The sequence below is a fragment of the Lentzea aerocolonigenes genome (genome assembly GCF_000955955.1).
In the GTDB taxonomy this organism is placed as follows: domain Bacteria; phylum Actinomycetota; class Actinomycetes; order Mycobacteriales; family Pseudonocardiaceae; genus Lentzea; species Lentzea aerocolonigenes_A.
Map to the genome: position 1 here is coordinate 1 of NZ_JYJG01000253.1, position 17183 is coordinate 17183.

The 17183-nt window shown below is 68.3% G+C and carries 16 protein-coding genes and 1 pseudogene; 6 read left to right on the top strand and 11 right to left on the bottom strand.

Annotated features, from left to right (window positions below; translation table 11 throughout):
• Together UK23_RS53010 and UK23_RS29925 are read left to right on the top strand one after the other, a co-directional pair.
• Positions 1 to 1303 (top strand): hypothetical protein (locus UK23_RS53010; protein WP_045315023.1); only part of this gene is annotated, 1303 nt, incomplete at its 5' end.
• Between the two features lie 32 nt (positions 1304 to 1335).
• The gene (locus UK23_RS29925) at positions 1336 to 2490 is read left to right on the top strand and encodes a metallophosphoesterase (protein ID WP_045315024.1); all 1155 of its coding nucleotides are present in this window, start codon (positions 1336 to 1338) and stop codon (positions 2488 to 2490) included.
• On the opposite strand, the gene UK23_RS29930 is transcribed toward UK23_RS29925, so the two are convergent.
• Together UK23_RS29930 and UK23_RS29935 are read right to left on the bottom strand one after the other, a co-directional pair.
• Complete coding sequence (locus UK23_RS29930) at positions 2477 to 3004, bottom strand: histidine phosphatase family protein (protein WP_231114738.1); 528 nt, start codon at positions 3002 to 3004, stop codon at positions 2477 to 2479. The genes UK23_RS29925 and UK23_RS29930 overlap by 14 nt on opposite strands.
• The gene (locus UK23_RS29935; RefSeq protein ID WP_045315025.1) at positions 3001 to 3921 is read right to left on the bottom strand and encodes a hypothetical protein; all 921 of its coding nucleotides are present in this window, start codon (positions 3919 to 3921) and stop codon (positions 3001 to 3003) included. Before UK23_RS29935 ends, UK23_RS29930 begins: the two co-directional genes overlap by 4 nt.
• Positions 3922 to 4101: 180 nt before the next feature.
• Between UK23_RS29935 and UK23_RS29940 the strand changes: the two genes are divergently transcribed.
• Positions 4102 to 5499, top strand: a complete 1398-nt coding sequence (locus tag UK23_RS29940; RefSeq protein WP_052685182.1) for an AfsR/SARP family transcriptional regulator — start codon at positions 4102 to 4104, stop codon at positions 5497 to 5499.
• Here UK23_RS29940 and UK23_RS29945 read toward each other — a convergent pair.
• Entirely contained in the window at positions 5429 to 6208 is a 780-nt protein-coding gene (locus tag UK23_RS29945; RefSeq protein WP_045315026.1) for an FHA domain-containing protein, read from the bottom strand. The genes UK23_RS29940 and UK23_RS29945 overlap by 71 nt on opposite strands.
• A gap of 61 nt (positions 6209 to 6269) precedes the next feature.
• Here UK23_RS29945 and UK23_RS29950 point away from each other — a divergent pair, with 61 nt between their 5' ends.
• A complete protein-coding gene (locus UK23_RS29950) occupies positions 6270 to 7982 on the top strand; it encodes a serine/threonine-protein kinase (RefSeq protein WP_045315027.1) in 1713 nt (570 codons plus the stop codon).
• On the opposite strand, the gene UK23_RS29955 is transcribed toward UK23_RS29950, so the two are convergent.
• The 3 genes from UK23_RS29955 to UK23_RS29965 all read right to left on the bottom strand — a co-directional run bounded on the left by UK23_RS29955 (position 7942) and on the right by UK23_RS29965 (position 11423).
• Complete coding sequence (locus UK23_RS29955) at positions 7942 to 9135, bottom strand: sugar efflux transporter (RefSeq protein ID WP_156213475.1); 1194 nt, start codon at positions 9133 to 9135, stop codon at positions 7942 to 7944. The genes UK23_RS29950 and UK23_RS29955 overlap by 41 nt on opposite strands.
• Positions 9136 to 9199: 64 nt before the next feature.
• The gene (locus UK23_RS29960; protein ID WP_052685185.1) at positions 9200 to 10552 is read right to left on the bottom strand and encodes a gamma-glutamyltransferase; all 1353 of its coding nucleotides are present in this window, start codon (positions 10550 to 10552) and stop codon (positions 9200 to 9202) included.
• 85 nt (positions 10553 to 10637) lie between these two features.
• Positions 10638 to 11423, bottom strand: coding sequence for a hypothetical protein (locus UK23_RS29965; RefSeq protein ID WP_045315029.1), 786 nt, complete (start codon positions 11421 to 11423; stop codon positions 10638 to 10640).
• Between the two features lie 275 nt (positions 11424 to 11698).
• Between UK23_RS29965 and UK23_RS29970 the strand changes: the two genes are divergently transcribed.
• Positions 11699 to 11965, top strand: a complete 267-nt coding sequence (locus UK23_RS29970; RefSeq protein WP_156213476.1) for a DUF6289 family protein — start codon at positions 11699 to 11701, stop codon at positions 11963 to 11965.
• A 4-nt stretch (positions 11966 to 11969) separates the two neighbouring features.
• On the opposite strand, the gene UK23_RS29975 is transcribed toward UK23_RS29970, so the two are convergent.
• The 3 genes from UK23_RS29975 to UK23_RS29985 are packed head-to-tail and all read right to left on the bottom strand — an operon-like array spanning position 11970 to position 14190.
• Positions 11970 to 12596, bottom strand: a complete 627-nt coding sequence (locus UK23_RS29975) for a response regulator (protein WP_045315031.1) — start codon at positions 12594 to 12596, stop codon at positions 11970 to 11972.
• Complete coding sequence (locus UK23_RS29980; RefSeq protein WP_045315032.1) at positions 12593 to 13639, bottom strand: sensor histidine kinase; 1047 nt, start codon at positions 13637 to 13639, stop codon at positions 12593 to 12595. The genes UK23_RS29975 and UK23_RS29980 overlap by 4 nt, the downstream gene beginning before the upstream one ends.
• Positions 13636 to 14190, bottom strand: a complete 555-nt coding sequence (locus UK23_RS29985) for a hypothetical protein (protein ID WP_045315033.1) — start codon at positions 14188 to 14190, stop codon at positions 13636 to 13638. The genes UK23_RS29980 and UK23_RS29985 overlap by 4 nt, the downstream gene beginning before the upstream one ends.
• A 115-nt stretch (positions 14191 to 14305) precedes the next feature.
• Here UK23_RS29985 and UK23_RS29990 point away from each other — a divergent pair, with 115 nt between their 5' ends.
• On the top strand, positions 14306 to 14899 hold the full coding sequence (locus tag UK23_RS29990) for a DedA family protein (RefSeq protein WP_052685186.1): 594 nt from the start codon (positions 14306 to 14308) through the stop codon (positions 14897 to 14899).
• Here UK23_RS29990 and UK23_RS29995 read toward each other — a convergent pair.
• Complete coding sequence (locus UK23_RS29995) at positions 14806 to 16032, bottom strand: MFS transporter (RefSeq protein ID WP_231114739.1); 1227 nt, start codon at positions 16030 to 16032, stop codon at positions 14806 to 14808. The two genes, UK23_RS29990 and UK23_RS29995, sit on opposite strands and share 94 nt — an antisense overlap.
• A 14-nt stretch (positions 16033 to 16046) precedes the next feature.
• Positions 16047 to 17144: pseudogene (locus UK23_RS30000) on the bottom strand (MFS transporter); the annotation flags it as partial.
• Positions 17145 to 17183 lie beyond the last annotated feature (39 nt).

Consider the following 17183-nt stretch of genomic DNA (forward strand, 5'->3'; position numbering starts at 1 on the left):
GGCCAACCACACCAACAACAAGATGTACGCGGGCGGCATCGGCAACGGCCGCGCACTGCAGGGAGATGTCCCGCAGGGCCGCTACACGGTCTTCACGTGGGTGCCGAGCCCGATCGAGGGCAGGCCGCCGTGGGAACCGTCGCAAACGCTTGTCGCGCAAGACGTCACGGTCGGCCCGGACGGCGCCGAACTCACCCTCGACGCCCGCAAGGGCGTGAAGCTCGAAGCCACCGTCAACGGCACGAAGGGCACCGGTTCCATCGGCACCAGCCTCGGCGCACCGAACGGATCGGCGTTCGCCAGCCAGGGCGACGAGGTTTACGTGGCACCCGGCAGCGCGAACGGCATGATCTACACGGCCGTCCAGTTCGTCAGGAACGTCAAGGGCAGCAAGAACTGCACCGACTCCGTGTGCGCGATCGCGGTCAGCAAGGAGAACGCCCTCACCGCAACATTCCCGGACGTGAAGGACGCCGGCCTCGCCAAAGCCACGGCGCAGATCGGCAAGCCGGAAGCGAGCGGCCAGTGGGTCATCTTCGCCGAGCACCCGCTCTCCACACCTCCACCAGGCGACGGTGCCGAAGACGTCCAGTTCCCCGGCAAGCACACCACCTACTACCACTCGAGCGGCGACGTCGAGTGGTGGGCGGCGCAGGTCGGCCCCGACCAGGAAGTCCTGCAGGCACAGGGTTGGCAGAAATACGCCAACGGCAAGCAGTACGACGAGAAGTGGAGCCACGGCGCGTACGGCCCGTCAGTAACGGCGACCCGCCACGAGCGCAAGGGCAACTTGATCACGGCGAACCTCGCGCTGCTCTCCGACTACACGCCGGGCCACTACGGCGTCGCCGGTGACATGGGCGTGGAGGGCCGTACCGAACTGCGCCGCGACGGCAAGCTCGTCGACGGCACGACGAGCGCGGACGGCGGCACGTTCCAGGTGCCACCGGGCCAGGCCCGCTACCGCCTCGCAGCCGCCACGAAGACCGTCCAGGCCGCGTGGGAGTTCGACTCACGGCAATCCACCGGCCCACTCCCCCTCACCACGGTCAGGTTCGACGACCGCAACGGCAGCACCATCCCCTTCCGCCTCGACAAGACCGCCACGGCCGGTCGAACCAAGAAGCTCACCGTGGACGTGTCCTACGACGACGGAACGACGTGGCAAACGGCGTCCTACGTCATGTCCGGCGACCGCGGAGTTCTGCTGAAAGTGAAATCCGGCCCGGTCAGCCTCAAAACACGTGTGACGGACGTCAACGGCAACTCGGGCGAGCAAACCCTCATCCGCGCGTTGACATAAATTAGATGTAAGACCTTTCAGGAGGATGAGCGATGACGACCACCGCGACCCGGCCCCGCATCACGGTACGGCGGGTGGTCTTCACGCTCGTCCTCCTGAGCGTCACCACGCTGCTGTTCTGGGTCCCGTTCGAGGGCCTGTTCGCCGCCGGCGCCGAATGGCCCGACCCGGTCCGCCCGATCGCCGCCGTCATCTTCGCGGCCGGAGCGATCTCCATGATCGTGCTGTTCACCCAACGCACGAGTGACCGCGCCGCGCGCATCTCCCAGTTCCTGCTCGGCTTCGTCTGGATCGCGTTCGTCTGGACGCTCCTCACCGACGTCGTGCGGCTCGCACTGGCACTGGGCGGTGTCGAGAACCCGTTCCGCTCCCGTTTCATCGCCGTGCTGCTGGCGGTCCTGATCGTCACCATCACCGCGTACGGCGTCTACGAGGCCATGCGCGTCCCCAGGATCAAGCGCCAGGACGTCACCATCCCGCGCCTCGACCCGGCGTTCGACGGCCTCACCGTCGCCGTCATCACCGACACCCACTACGGCGCCATCAACCGCGCCAAGTGGTCCAGGGGCATGGTCGACGCGGTCAACGAACTGAACGCCGACGTTGCCGTGCACGTCGGTGACATCGCGGACGGCACCGCCGAGCAGCGCCTGGAGCAGGCCACCCCGCTCGGTGACGTCAACACGAAGCACCGCTTCTACATCACCGGCAACCACGAGTACTACTCCAACGCCCAGGGCTGGATCGACCTGATGACCCGCCTGGGGTGGAAGGCGCTGCACAACGAGCACGCGGTGCTGGAGCGCGGCGACGCCCGCCTGGTGTTCGCGGGCATCGACGACATCACGGCCGACCACTCGGGCGAGCCCGGCCACGCCGCCGACCTCACCCTCGCGCTCAACGGCACGCAGGGCAGCGACCCGGTCGTGCTCCTCGCGCACCAGCCGTCGGAGATCAAGAAGGCCGTCGACGCGGGCGTGGACCTGCAGCTGTCCGGGCACACGCACGGCGGGCAGATCTGGCCGTTCCACTACCTGGTGCGGCTGCAGCAGCCGGTGGTCGCCGGCCTGTCCAGGCACAGCGACCGCACCCAGCTCTACACCAGCCGCGGCGCCGGCTTCTGGGGCCCGCCGATGCGCGTCTTCGCCCCCAGCGAGATCACACTGCTCACCCTCAAAGCGAGCTGAGATGTCCCGCGTCGTTGAACCGCACCAAGGCCGGTGACTGACCGCTCGTGTAGCGGATGACGGTCAGCGCGGCGTTGTCGTTGTTCAGCGTCAGCCACCGCTCGGGCGGGGCGTCCAGCGCGTCCCGCACCAGCCAGCTGATCAGGAACGCGTGCGTCACGACCAGCACCGGACCGTCGCCGGGCCGGGCGAACCGCGTCTCGGCCTCGTGCGCCAAGGCCGGGCCGCGGGTGCGTTCCGACTCCGGGAACTGGTCGAAGAACTCGTCGTGATCAGGGACGAAGTGCGGCACGAAGTCGTCCGCGGCCGCCTCCGCCCGGCAGGGCACCTTCAGCACCTCGGCGATGATCGACGCGGTTTCCGCCGCTCGCGCCAACGGACCGTGGTGCACCGCCGCGAAACCCGTGCCCCGCAACCGTTCCGCGAGCAGTTCCGACTGCTTGCGGCCGCGCGAGGTCAGCCTCGACTCGTCCTTCGTCGCTTCGCCGTGCCGGACCAGATGAAGATCTCTCACGCAGTGCAGTCTGCCTTGATGGCCGAAGCGGCGTGATGGGCGTAGGTAGGTCCGGAGTTGTTCCAGTCCTGACCTCGCGTGAGGAGCTGCACCGTCAGGTTTCCGCTGGCCTTGAACTTCCCCGCCGCGACCCACTGACCGCGCTTGTCGACCTGCTTGATCGCGAACGACGCCATCGGGGTGCCGCCGACGCCGTCGCGGTCGAAGACGTAGTACACGGTCGGGTTACCCCCGACCTCTTCCAGACTGCCGTTCGGGATGAACACCGAGATGTCGCACGAGCCGGACGCGCTGAACGTCCACTGCCCGTAGGCGGAGGCGTCGTCGCGGCGTGAGTCGCCGGACATCGGGATCGACACGAACGCGTTGCCGCACTTGCCGTCGCCGTGGTCGACCCAGCCCTTGCGGCCGTCGCGGTACGAGCCGACGCTCGAGTACCCACCGCAGCCGGGTCCCATCGTCAGCGACTTGGCGCCGGCGGGAGCCCGGTCGCCGTCGTTGTTGCCACCGGGCGGCGGGGTGCCGGGAGTGGTCGTCGGCGGGATCAGGCCCAGCGCCGACGAGGCGAGCGTCGGGTTCATGCCGTTCGACGCCGAGGACGACTCCGGCAGCTCCTCCGGCGGCGTGATGAGGCCGGGGATGTAGCTGTGCGTGGGCTGCGCGGTGTCCGTGTCGCCGGTGTCGTCACCGCCGCTGAACGTCACGGCCGCGATTCCCGCGAGGAGCAGGACCGAGGCGATCAGCGCGATGACGGCGACGCGCGGCTTGAGCTTGGGGCTCGGCGGCTTCTCCTCCTGCACCGGCAGATCGCCTGCCGCGGCCCAGCGTTCGCGGCCCCTGGCGCGGGCAGCCTCCATCAACGCTGGGTCCGGCGCGAGATGGCGCTCGGTCGGTTCGTCGGGGAACTGGGATGGCACGGAGCGCAGTGTGCCAGTAGCTCAGGGGCACTCGAACGCGTGGTTCTTTCACGAACGTGTCGTTTGACTTCAACTAACCGCACGCTGTGTAGATCGTGAGCCGTTCTCGTCTACGTTCCGTCACGGGACCGGTCCCCGCGGACCCCGGAATCCTGACTCACGAGTCAGGGGAGGCGGGGTATGAGGTTCGGTGTGCTGGGGACCGTGGTGGCGTGGCACGAGGGACGCGAGATCTCGTTGAGCAGCACCCATCAGCGAACGGTGTTAGCTATGTTGTTGTTGCAGCACAACCGTGTTGTGCCGCTCGAGAAGTTGATCGACGCACTGTGGGATTCCGAGCCTCCGCCGACCGCTCGCAACATCGTTCAGGGAGCCGTTTCCCACTTGCGCGCGATGCTCGCTCCCGACCCGGAAATCCGGATCTTGCACCGGCTTCCTGGTTACGTCTTGGAAACACCTGCGGAACGCGTCGATCTCACGGCGTTTCGGAGCCTCGCAACCGATCCAGAACGACTGCGAGAGGCGCTCATGTTGTGGCGCAACGACCCTCTCGCCGATGTGCCCGGACTCCACGCGCAACGTGCGGCGCTCGACGAAGAACGACTGGCCGCGCTCGAACGCTGTCTCGATCACGAGATCCACACCGGAAAGCACCGCGAGACCATCCCTGAGCTGACGGTTCTCGTGCGCGCGCATCCGTTGCGGGAAGGCTTGCACGGCCTGCTGATGCGCGCTCTGCACCAGGCCGGACGCGGTGGCGAGGCACTGCAGGCGTTCCACGACGCCCGGCGCGTTCTGTGCGATGAAACCGGTTCCGAGCCGGGGCCCGAGCTGCAAACCGTGTTCCAGCAAGTCCTCCAGCCGTGCCGCGTGTTGCCGCGTCAGCTTCCCGCCGCGCTGCCGGGTTTCGTCAACCGCGACGTCGAGCTCGGCGACGGCCCGATCACCGTCATCACCGGACGGGAGGGCATCGGCAAGACCGCGCTCGCGTTGCACTGGGGACACCGGCAGTCTTTTTCGGACGGTGCATTGTTCGCCGATCTAACGTTGCGCGGCACCGTGGAATCGTTGCGCGGTCTGGTGTCGACGCTGACCGACAGTCCATTGCCGACTGATGGACACGCGCTCGCCGCGCTCTACCGGAGCCTGCTCGCGGGAAAGCGCATGCTGGTCGTGCTCGACAACGCCCAGAGCGCGCGGCAGGTCATCCCGTTGCTGCCGGGCAGCGACACCTGCCGGGTGCTGATCACCAGCCGCGACCGGTTGGACGAGCTCGCGGTGAGCCACCACGCGACGCGCGTGCAGCTGGGACCGTGGTCCGACAGCGAGTCGCGGGACCTGCTCGTCGCGCGGCTGGGCGACGACCTGATCGGGTCGGAGCCGCGGGCGACGGCGGAGATCATCCAGCTGTGCGCCGGGAATCCGCGGGCGCTCGCGAAGGTGGCGTGCAGGGTGCGGCCGCACCTCCCCCGGACGGCCGCCGATCACGACGCGGAGCGCTGGGCGCTTAAGAGAGTGCGTCGATCAACGCCAGATCTGGTGGCACCAGCGTCGTCGACAGCACGAGTTCCCGCATGAGGTTGTCGTTGAGCGCGTTGCCGACGGGCTCGCCGACCTCCTCGCGGACGAGCCCCGCGACGCCCTCACGTGACAACCGGGAACGCACCGCGGCGACCATGTGCTCGACCTTCTTGTGGCTCCACGCCTCGTCCGGCCGCAGCTCCGCCATCACCTCGGCGACGTGCTGGCGAGCCAGCGGCTGAGGGTTCGCCTCGTGCATGAGGTAGCGCTGGCCGAGCACGACGAGCAGCAGCCGTTCGTCGTCGGTGAGCCTCCATCGGCGCGGAGGCTCGGTCACGGCGCCGTGCGGCACCGCGGGCTGGCCACCGTCCGGACCCGCCACGTACAGCTCCAGCAGGTGCTCGCGGTCGCGGGTGCCGCGGATGAACAACGGCGTGTACCCGTCGGACAAAGGCACCGCGTCCTCGTCCGGGAACAGCCACCGCGACTTCGGCAACCGGATCGGCAGCCGGCCGAGGTTGCTCACCCACCACGCGCCCTCACGGCACGTCAGCGCGCCATGCCGCCGTGACACCCGCAGGTCGCTCTCCCCCACACAGATGTCGACATCGGGCCGATTCCGCCCGAACACAACCGTGTGGCCGTCGACAGGCGCGCTGTTCACACGGCCCGTGACCGCCAGCGCGACAATCCCGCCGGGCACCGTCTTGGGCACCTGCCGTGCCAAGCTCTCGAACACCTCGTCCCCCTCGGGAAATATTTTCATCCGAACAATTCTTGGCAGTGTGCACCCACGGGGTGGGGACCCCTCCCTAAGATCCAGGTTCGTGGTTGGGCGCACTATCGCGGACAGGTACCGGCTCGAAGAGCACCTCGGCGCGGGAGGCATGGGAGATGTCTGGCGAGCTACAGACCTGCAGCTGCAGGAGACAGTCGCGCTGAAGCGGCCGCGTGAGGGCGACGCGGGCCACGAGGCGCGCATCGGCGGCGAGCTCAGTCACCCGAACGTGATCGCCGTGCACGGCACCGTGACCGACGGCGCCGACCAGTGGCTGGTCATGGAGTACCTGCCGTCGCGGTCGCTGGCGGAGATCATCGAGGCGGACGGCCCGATCAGCCCGCAGCGGGCCACGAAGATCGGTGCGCAGCTGGCGGAAGCGCTGGCGGCCATGCACGCGAAGGGCATGGTCCACCGGGACGTGAAGCCCGGCAACGTCCTGGTCGGCGACAACGACGTGGCGAAGCTCAGCGACTTCGGCATCTCGCGGTGGGCGGAGCAGACCCGCGTGGGCGGCGGTGACGTGGCCGGAACAGCCGCGTACCTGGCGCCCGAGGTCGCGGACGGGCACGAGGCCCGGCCCGCGTCGGACGTCTTCGCATTAGGCGCCACGCTGTTCGCGGCCGTGGAGGGCACATCGCCGTGGGGATCCCCGGACGCCGGATCCTCCGAACAGCTCCGCCGCGCCAAGGCCTACGACATCACGCCGCCGCAGCACGACGGCCCGTTCGGCGACCTGCTGGCCCAGCTGATGCAGCGCGACCCGCAGGACCGGCCGGCCACCGAGAACGTCCGCCCGTTGCTGGAGGGTGTGAAGCTGCCGAACCCGCGGCGCCGCAAGGCCGTCGTGATCGGTGCGGCCGCTCTCGTCGCCGTGGTCGTGGCGGGTGCGGTGATCTACTCGCGGCTGCCGGTGGCCGGCACGGTCGGCGATCCCCGCACGATGGACGTGTGCGGCCTGACCGCGAGCAAGGACGACTTCCAGCGTCTCAACGTGCACCACGTCGACACCAGCGCGGAAAGCTCGTACTGGTTCAACGGTTGCAGCAGCTGGGTCGCCTTCGACGAAAAGGGCGAGGACGGCGTGGTCGTCGACTACTTCGTGAAGCAGTTCGTCCAGTACGGCACGGAGAAGTTGACGGGACAACTCGGTGCGGTCACCCAGATCGGGTCCGTCCAGGACAAATGCACGAAGTCGATCGTGCTGGTCGACGGCAACAGCCTGCAGATCGAGGCCAAGGGCGGCCCTGGGCAGCCGTTGTGCGACATCGCCCAGATCGCCGGCGAGCGCGCACATGCCGTGCTTTCGGAACACCAGATCCCGCGCCGCAAGGAGCCGTGGCCCAAGGACTCGCTCGCCAACGCCGACGCGTGCCGCCTCCTCAGCGAGGGGGACCTGGTGGCGCAGCTGAAGTCGGCGGCGACCCCGTACCCGTGGGGTGAGCTCGGTTCCTGGGGCTGCGGCTGGGACTACACGCCGCGGCAGATCGAGATCGAGTTCAGCCGCCAGGGGCCGTTCGAGTCCGACGACGGCGAGGTCGTCGACGTCGGCCGCGGACTTGCCGCCCGCATCGAGCCGAAGCCGGACGAGGGCGAGTGCCAGGTGAAGATCCAGCATCGCGTCGCCAGGGAGGGCAACGAGGAGGACAAGCGGATCGAGTTCGTCCGCGTCATGCTCCGGGAGGAGAAGCTCGCCGAGGGCACGTCGTTGTGCCCCGGTGCTACCGAGCTGGCGAAAGCCGTGGTTCCGCGGCTGCCCTGACCCTGCCCGCGACGAGCAGCAACGCCAGCCCGAGCACGCACATCGAGAGGCTGAACCCGTAGATCCAGCGGTAGCCGAACTCCTTCGCCAGGCCTACCAGGGCGCCCGCGACCATGCCGCCGATGATCTGGGTGTTGCTGAACATCGTCGTGGCGTGGCCGGGTCGTTCGGGGTCGAGGCTCTGGAAGTACGTGATGCCCACGCCCATGATCAACGAGATGACCGTGGCGTGCAGCAGCTGCAGGGCCATCACCTGCCACACGGCCTGGGTGAACACCATCAACCCGTGGTAGCTCAACGAGATCGCCGCGCCGATGACCACGAGCTTGTGCTGCGACATCCGGTTCGCCAACGCCCCGAACCACAGCATCATCGGGATCTCGAGCGCCGCGCAGAGTCCCATCGCGAGGCCCGCGTCACCCACCGTGCCTTCGAGGTTGGCCGTGACGAACAGCGGCAGACCGCTCACCGCGAGCGCGACGGAGCCCTGCAGGAGCACGAACGCGGCCATGACGATCGAGAACCCGGCGCGCGAGTGCCCGGTCTCCTCGACCGTCGCCTGTTCGGGTTCTGCCTTCGGCTCCGGCAGAAGGATCGCCAGCACGGCGACGCCGAACTGGAGGATCGCCGAGGCGCCGAAGAGGCCCACCCAGCCGATGTTGGCGACGACCAGCGCGGCCAGCGGCGGACCGGCCACCCACGCGACGGAGAGCAGGGTGCGCAGCACGCTGACGGTCATCGACGGTCCTTGTGAGACCTGACGGCCATACGCGAAGAGCTGCGGCAACAACGACGACGTGATCGCCACGAAGATCACGGACGTGCCGAGCAGGAGCCAGTAGTCGCGCAGCACGGAGTACAGGCCGTAGCCGATCGTGCCGGCGAGGCCGCCCGCCACGAGCATGTACCGGCGCTGGACCCGGCCGTCCGACAGCTTGCCCATGATCGTGCTGGCGACCACGGACGCGAGCGGGCTCGCGATCAGGAAGACGCTGAGCTGAACCGACGAAACCCCGATCACGGAGGTGAGGAACAGGGAGCCGAACGGCATCGCGAACGCCATCGACACGCCGGACACGACGCTGATGACGGACAGTTGCAGGAACGTTCGGGAAAGTAGCGGCGAGGAGGTTCTCTCGCGTAGTGCCGTCACGCAGCTATCGTGCTTGTTGACTGGTCAATCAGGAAACTAGATTTCCCATTATGCGGGCAATGTCTCACACAATGACGACAGCACCGTCCCGACGGTGATCTCCACCACCCCTGAGCAGGCCTGATCCGGTCATCTCGACCACCTGGCAACCGCCGAAGAACATGTTCGGCGCGCGAAATCGCGTAACCGGGAGTTCAGTTTCCGGACGAATTCCCGGTTCGACGTGAAGATGATCTCCGCCGAGGTGGAATCGGGGTGCGTCGACGGCGTCCTGGGCGGGCATGCCGCGGTCGAGGACGTTCACGAGCACCTGCAGGATCGCGCCGCAGATCCGGCTTGACCCGGCACTGCCGAGCACGAGCTCGGCTCCCCCGTGGTTGGTCACCACGGTCGGCGACATCATCGACGGCAGCCGGTCGCCGGGCGCGTGGCTGAAGAACCCGTCGGGCGACAGGTCCTCCTCCCCCATCATGTTGTTCAGGTGCACGCCCGCGATCGAGATGCCGGAGCCCGCGCCGTTCGTCGTCGTGACCGAGCAGGCCGTGCCGTCGGCGTCGAGCACGGAGATGTGCGTGGTGGAGCCGAGGCGGTTCAGATGGGTCTTCGGTGCGGCCATCGCGCGGATGAGATCTTGTTGCGACGGGTTGTCCGGCAACGCTTCCAGCATCTGCGTGAGCAACGCACCACCCGCCGCGGGTGGTGGGTTCGTGTGGATGTCACGGCCGCGGTGGCGGACGTGCAGCGGTTCCCGGGTGGCGACTTCATAAGCTTTCAGGTCTTCCCGGCTCAGGTCGCCGCCGTTGCGGGTGATCTCGTCGGCGATCGCGTGGGCGATGTCGCCGGTGTAAAACGGTGCCGCGCCGTCCTTGCCGAGTCGTTCCAGGGCTTCGGCGACGTGGGGCTGGACGAGGAGCTCGCCTTCCTCGAACGCGGTGAGGCCCGCGCTGTGAGCGAGCGGCAGCAGCAGTGAGGTGACGTAGGCCTGGTAGCGGTTCACCCGGTGACCTTCGCGGGCGTGTTTCGCCGCCGTGGCCACGAGTTCATCGAGCGGCGCCCGGCCGTAGGTGGCGGCAGTCGCCGCACCGGCGGGCATTCCGTAGGCCGCGACGGACGACGGTCCCACGTGGAATTCCTGGGACGCGTCACCGAAGTGGACGGTGATGGGGTCGAGGTCCGCCCTGTCGGCCTGCGGCGCGCGGCCCGGTGCCTCGGCCGAGAAGTCCAGCAGCACAGGGGTTTCGCCGGCCGGGGCGATGAGCATGTACCCAGCTGCGCCGAGCCCGGTGAGCAGCGGCTCCGTCACGCACGACGTGAGCATCGCCGCGACGGCCGCGTCGACCGCGTTCCCCCCGGCGCGCAGCATCGCCGCGCCCGCCTGTGCGGTGAGCGGGTGGCCCGCCGCGATCGCGCCTCGCACCGTCGACCTCCGTGTTTCTCCCATTTGGGAAAGAGAAGGCAATCAACGGTAGACCTGTTCGCGATCAGGGGGCCACCCGGCTCAGTTACTTCTTGGTAGCCGTGTAGTTCCGGAAGTTGATGTAGGTGTCCAGGATGTCCGACGACGCGCTCTCGACCGAGCGGTAGATGCCCCACTTCGGCCGGATGTAGTCGCCCTCGTCCGGGATCTTCACGCCGGAACGCTTGCCCTGGAACGCGATCGGCGCGCCGGAGCCCGTGCCGTTGCGCAGCACGAATCCGACGGTGCCGCTCGAGCCCGGCGTGATCGTCCACTCGACCGTGACCCACTTGTCGCGCAGCGGGGCCAGGTTCCCGGAGGCGATGTCCGGAGCGCCGGACGTGCTGAACGCGCGCGCCCGGATGGTTTCGGTGCTACCGCTGCGACTCAACGACAGGGTCGTCCACGGACCGCCGTTGGTCGACGGCGTCTTGGTTTGGAAGATGTGCGTGAACTTGCTCGTGCCGTGCAGCGATGACGGCATGTACATCTCGTACGAGATGACCCACGTCTCGCCGTTCTTGAGCTTGAGAGCGCTGCCGCCCGTCACCATGCCCTTGGACTCGGTGCGCTGACGGTCACCGCCACCGGTGGTGTCGCGGTCGTTCTTCCAGATGTTGAACCGGTAGTGGTCGCCCTCGACGACGATGTACTTGCCCTTGCGCTCGGGGAACTTGTTGCCGCGGTCGACCTCGATGCCCTCGAACGCCTTGAGCCCGTCCGTCTGCGGGTTCGGTGCCCAAGCGGGAGCGAGAGCCGACGCGGGGTTCACCGTGACGATCATCAGAGCGGCAGCTGTGAGGGCCGCCCTGCGGGTGATGCGCGATTCCATCGTTCGGTGCGTCCTTCCTGGCGGCGATTCGACAGGGGAGCACATCGGGCGGCGGACTTCGATGCCCTTATGCAGACGAAGGTAGGAGGTCTCGACCTGCGATGTCAACTAAAGTGACACATCTTGACTGCTGTTTACATGATTCATCGGATTAGTCCGGCCGGAATCGCGATCATTCCTCATACCGCGCTTCCCGGTGGCCGGCGCGGAACGGTCGTGGAACGGGCTGGAACGCCGCATCAGGTGGAATGTCCCTGATCCGAGAGGACTGTTCGATGTTCAAGCGCGCACTGACGGCGACCCTGTTCGCCGCTGCCGTCACGACCGCCGCAGCGGCGCCGGCCACCGCGGACCCGACCCTTCCGTTCCCGACGCCGGGCATGCTGATCGTGGTCAGCTACTACAACGACTACCAGCACCAGGATCTCGTCGGCCAGGCGTGGTGGGGCTGCGGCGACCCGCGCGAGAGCTGGGGCGTGCAGACGAACCACGTCACCGTCGGCAAGGTTCCGTGCGACCCGCCGACGCACCCGAACCCCTGAGAGGTCAGCCCCTGAGCGCCAGGGCGAGCCTGACCGCGTCCGCGCGAGAATGCAGGTCCGCCTTGGCGAACAGGTTGTTGATGTGCGTCTTCACGGTCGCCTCGCTGATGAACAACCGGCGGGCGATCTCCCCGTTGCGCAGGCCTTCGCCGATGAGGTCGAGCACCTCGCGTTCGCGGGCGGTGAGATCGATTCCTGGCTGTTCAACGGGTTTGCGGCTGGCGAGGTCCAGCAGCCGCAGCTGCACGGCCGGGTCGAGGATCGCGTTGCCGGCGTGCGCGCCGCGCACGGCCTGGATGATCGTGCCGCGGTCGGCGTCCTTGGTCAGGTAGCCGCGAGCACCCGCGCGCAACGCCGCCAGGATCGAGTCATCGTCGTCGAACGTGGTCAGCACGACGACCGGCAGGTCCGGATGCGATTCGCGCAGTGTGCCGGTGGCCTCGGCGCCGCCCATGACCGGCATGTTGAGGTCCATCAGCACGACCTCGGGCGTCAGTTCCTCAACGGCCGCAAGGGCTTCCTGGCCGTTGGACGCGGTGCCGACGACGGAGATGTCCGGATCGAGGTCGAGCATGACTGCGAGCGCGTCGCGGATCGCCGCCTGGTCGTCCACGATCAACAGCCTGATCATCGCGGCAGCTCCATCCTGACCGTCCATCCTGGACCTTCCGGGCCCGCGAACAGGGTTCCACCAAGCAAAGCAGCTCTCTCGCGCATGCCGTTGAGGCCCATCCCACCATGCTGAGGCTCCCCTGCCGGACCGTTGTCGGTCACGGTCAGCTTGATAGTCGACGCCGTGTACTCCAGCACGATCTCCACGTCCGCGCCGGGAGCGTGCTTGTGCGCGTTGGTCAGGGCTTCCTGCGCGGCACGGATGATCGCCTGCGCGATCTCCACGCTCACCGCGTCCTCGCCGACAACGCGGAACGACGCGCCATGGGTCTCGGCGAGCTTGGCGATCGACTCCGGCAACGGCAGGGCGGCGTCCTTCAACGCGTGCACGGCGCGTCGGGTCTCCTTGAGCCCGGACACCGCCAACGCCCGTGCGCGCAGCACGGCTTCGTTGGCCTCGGCAGTCTTGCCCGCGGCGTGCAGGGCGTCGGCCATGTCGAGCTGCACGGCGATACCGGACAGCGAATGCCCGACCACGTCGTGGATCTCGCGCGCGATCCGGCCACGTTCCTCCAGCGCCGCGGCGTACTCGGCGGCCACCTGGGCGTTGGCGCGTTCGCGGCGGATCAAGCCGAAGAACACCGGCAGCCCCGCGGTGAGGCACAGCCACCAGGACGGGCCGTCCGGCGAGTCCACCAGCCACGTCGAGTACGTCGTGAGCAACGAGCCCGCGACCGCCAGCCCGATGGCGAGTTGCATGGACCGCAGGCGACGACCGGCGGTGCTGGTCGCGAGGAACACGAAGGCGACCGCGGCGGTGGCCGGTGCCAGCGCGAACAGCGGGGCACTGACCAGCACGAACACCGTGACCACCGCGATGGCCCAGCGTTCGGACAGCCGGTCCAGCACGAACGCGGACGTGACCGCCGCGGCGATCGCCACGGCGGTCAGGGTCCAGGTCAGCTCGGGCAGGTGCGGCGGCCGGTCGATCAGGTGGATCACCGTGAGCACGGAGATCACCAGTGCGACCAGCGGCCGGAACAACCCGTCAGCGAACATCATCGGGATGAATCATGCCTGGTTTCGTGCACCTTCTGCTGCCACGAGTCCAGGAACGGCGACGTGCGGTGCGGTGCGCCCCGGCGCCCCTTCGACCACACGACCTGGCCGGGCACCCGCACGGCCTTGAACAGCACGACCAGTCCCTCGGCGAGAAGACCCGCTCCGACCACGAGCATCAGCCCGTTGCCGGACTGCACCGCGCCGGGGTCGATCAGGTTCATCACGAACACGGCGGCGAGCCGCGCGGCGATGCTGGCCAGCCACAGCACGATCGTCATGGCGGTGTAGCGGAGCATCACGATGCCGTTCTGTTCGTACGTGCGGATCGTCAGCCCCCTCAGCAGGCCGAAGACGACGCTGAGCGCCGCGCTGGCCACGAGGAACACGATCGCGGTCAGCGAGTGCACGGACGTCTGCGTCAGCCCGATGATCCCGAGCACCGCCGGGAGCACGAGCAGCCGCTTGCCCACCGCGGGCTCCCCCATCAGCCGGCGCGCCATCACGTAGATGATCGCGGCGGCGATCAGCACAATCTGCACAGTCCCTGTCATGGCCTCAACGTTAGGAATTCGCGCAGGTCAGCGCGTGGACCCTGCGCTGTAGCCCGGGTGGAGATCCGTCTCCACCCGTGGGTTGAGGGACGGGGCAAAACGGGTAAATCAGGTCATGGAGTGGATCACGCGGCTGATGGAGGCGCTGGGATCGCCGGGCGCGGGGCTCGCGGTCGCGCTGGAGAACGTGTTCCCGCCGGTGCCGAGCGAGGTGATCCTGCCGCTGGCCGGGTTCACCGCGGGGCAGGGCAAGATCTCGCTGCTCGCGGCCATTCTGTGGACCACGGCGGGCTCGGTCGCCGGCGCGCTGGTGCTGTACTTCCTGGGCGCCTGGCTCGGTTTGGAGCGGTTGCGGCGCATCGCCGAGCGCGTGCCGTTCGTCTCGGTGTCCGATGTGGACAAAGCCGACGCGTGGTTCGACAGGCACGGCAACGCCGCCGTGTTCGTCGGTCGGATGGTGCCCGTGGTGCGGAGCCTGATCTCCATCCCGGCCGGGGTGTCCGGGATGCCGCTCGGCCGGTTCACCCTCTACACCGCGGCGGGCAGCCTGGTGTGGAACTCCGCGCTGATCCTCGCCGGGTACGCGCTCGGCGAGAACTACGAGTTGATCGACCGTTACCTGGGCTGGGTCTCGACGGCGGTGCTCGCCGCGCTGGCCATCGCCATCGCCTGGTTCGTGGTCTCGCGCTTGAAGGCGCGCCGCTCGTAGACCACCGACGCGGCGGCGATCGCCAAGCCCGCCAGCGAAAGCGCCACACCGACCCACGCCGTGCTGGTGTAACCCCAGCCCGCCGCGATCGCGAGGCCACCGAGCCACGCGCCCGCGCCGTTCGCGACGTTGAGCGACGAGTGGTTCGACGAGGACGCCAGCGACGGCGCGTCCGGCGAGGCGTCCATCAGCCGGATCTGCAGTGCCGCGGCCAGAATCTGCACCACGAACCCGAGCAGGAACAGGTTGACGAACAGGAACACGGGAACCGTCGCCGTCAGTCCAAAAAGGACCAGGATCAGGCAGACCGCGATCAGGCCGCCGAACACCGAGCCCATCGCGGACCGGTCGACGAACCTGCCGCCGAAGGTCGCGCCCAGGGTCATGCCGAGGCCGAACACCGCGAGCATCCACGGGACCGCCGTCTGCGAAAGCCCCGCGACCTCGGTCGTCAGCGGCGCGACATAGGAGTAGACGGCGAACATCCCGCCGAAGCCGATCATGCCGGTGAAGATCGCGAACCACACCGTCGGCCGGCCGAACGCGCGGACCTCGCCCTTCATCGACGCGCCCTCGACCTTGGCCATCTTCGGCACCCACGCTCCGATGGCCGCCGCCGTGATGAGGGCGATCACCGCCACCGCCAGGTACGCCGTGCGCCACCCGATCTGCTGCCCCGCCGCCGTAGCGAGCGGCACGCCGACGAGGTTCGCCACGGTCAGACCGACCATCACGCGCGCAACAGCCGTACCGCGCCGTTCGGGTGCCACGAGCGTTGCCGCCACCACCGCCGCGATGCCGAAGAACGCGCCGTGCGGCAGTCCGGCGACAAACCGGGCGATCAGGAGCAGGTTCTTGTCCTGCGCCGCGGCACTCAGTCCGTTGCCCAACGCCACCGCGAGCATCAGCCCGATGAGCATCCCCTTGCGCGGCAGCTTCGCCCCGAGCACCGCGATCAACGGCGCTCCGACCACCACGCCGGCGGCGTAGAGGCTGATCGCGTGCCCCGCCTCGTAGTCCGGGATCTTGAACGTCTCCGCGATCTGCGGCAGCAGCCCCATCGTCGCGAACTCGGTCGTACCGATGCCGAACCCGCCGAGCGCGAGCGCGGTCATGGCGCGGGTGGTGTTCACGGCTCCCCTTCAGACTAGTTAGCAAGCGGAACGATTTTACGGTCGTTCTGACGCGCTTCAGAAGCCTTCCCGGCGGTGCCGCTGCTCACACGCTCCTCGAGCGAGATCGAGATCACCGCCACCACGAGACCAGCCACGGCCAGCAGCGCGCCGATCCAGTTCGGCGCCGTGTACCCGAGGCCGTGCTCGATCGCCAGCCCACCGAGCCACGCCCCGCCGGCGTTGCCGAGGTTGAACGCCGCGATGTTCGCCGCACTGGCCAGCGCCGGCGCCCCCGCCGCGGTCTGCATGCCCCGCATCTGCAACGGCGGAACCGTCGCGAACCCGGCCGCGCCGAACAACACGATCGTGATCGCGGCCAGCGGCATCGAGTGCGCGGTGAACACGAACGCCGTCAGGACCACGGCCAAGCTGCTCAGGATGATCACGGTGCTCTTCATCACCGACCGGTCGGCTGCCTTGCCGCCGAGCAGATTGCCCGCGAACAACCCCACGCCGAACAGCACCAACAGCCACGTGACCGCTCCGGTTGAGAAGCCCGCGACCTGCGTCATCATCGGCGCGATGCAGGTGAACGACGCGAAGACGCCCGCGAACCCGAGCGCGGTCATCAGCAGTGCGAGCCACACCTGCGGGTTCCGGAACACGGCCAGTTCGCTGCGCAGATCGTTGGACTGCGCTTGCTGCTGGGGCACCAGCAACAGGATCCCGAGCAGGCCGATCACGCCCAGCCCCGTGACCGCCCAGAACGTCGACTGCCATCCCAGCGCCTGCCCGAGCGCCGTCCCCATCGGCACGCCCAGCACGTTCGCCACGGTCAGACCGGTGAACATCAACGCGATAGCGCTCGCTTTGCGTTGCGGCGCCACGAGGTCAGCAGCAACAACCGACCCGACGCCGAAGAACGCCCCGTGCGCCAGCGCCGCGATGACGCGCCCGCTCATGAGCACCTCGTAGGTGTTCGCGAGCGCCGAGACGAGGTTGCCCGCGATGAACAGCACCATCAGCGCCATGAGCATCTTCTTGCGCGGCAACCGCCCACCCAGCACGGTCAGCAACGGCGCGCCCACCACCACCCCGAGCGCGTAGCCGGAGATCAGCAGCCCCGGTGAACCCGGTCACCCCCGAAACGATGAAGGGAACCTTCATCC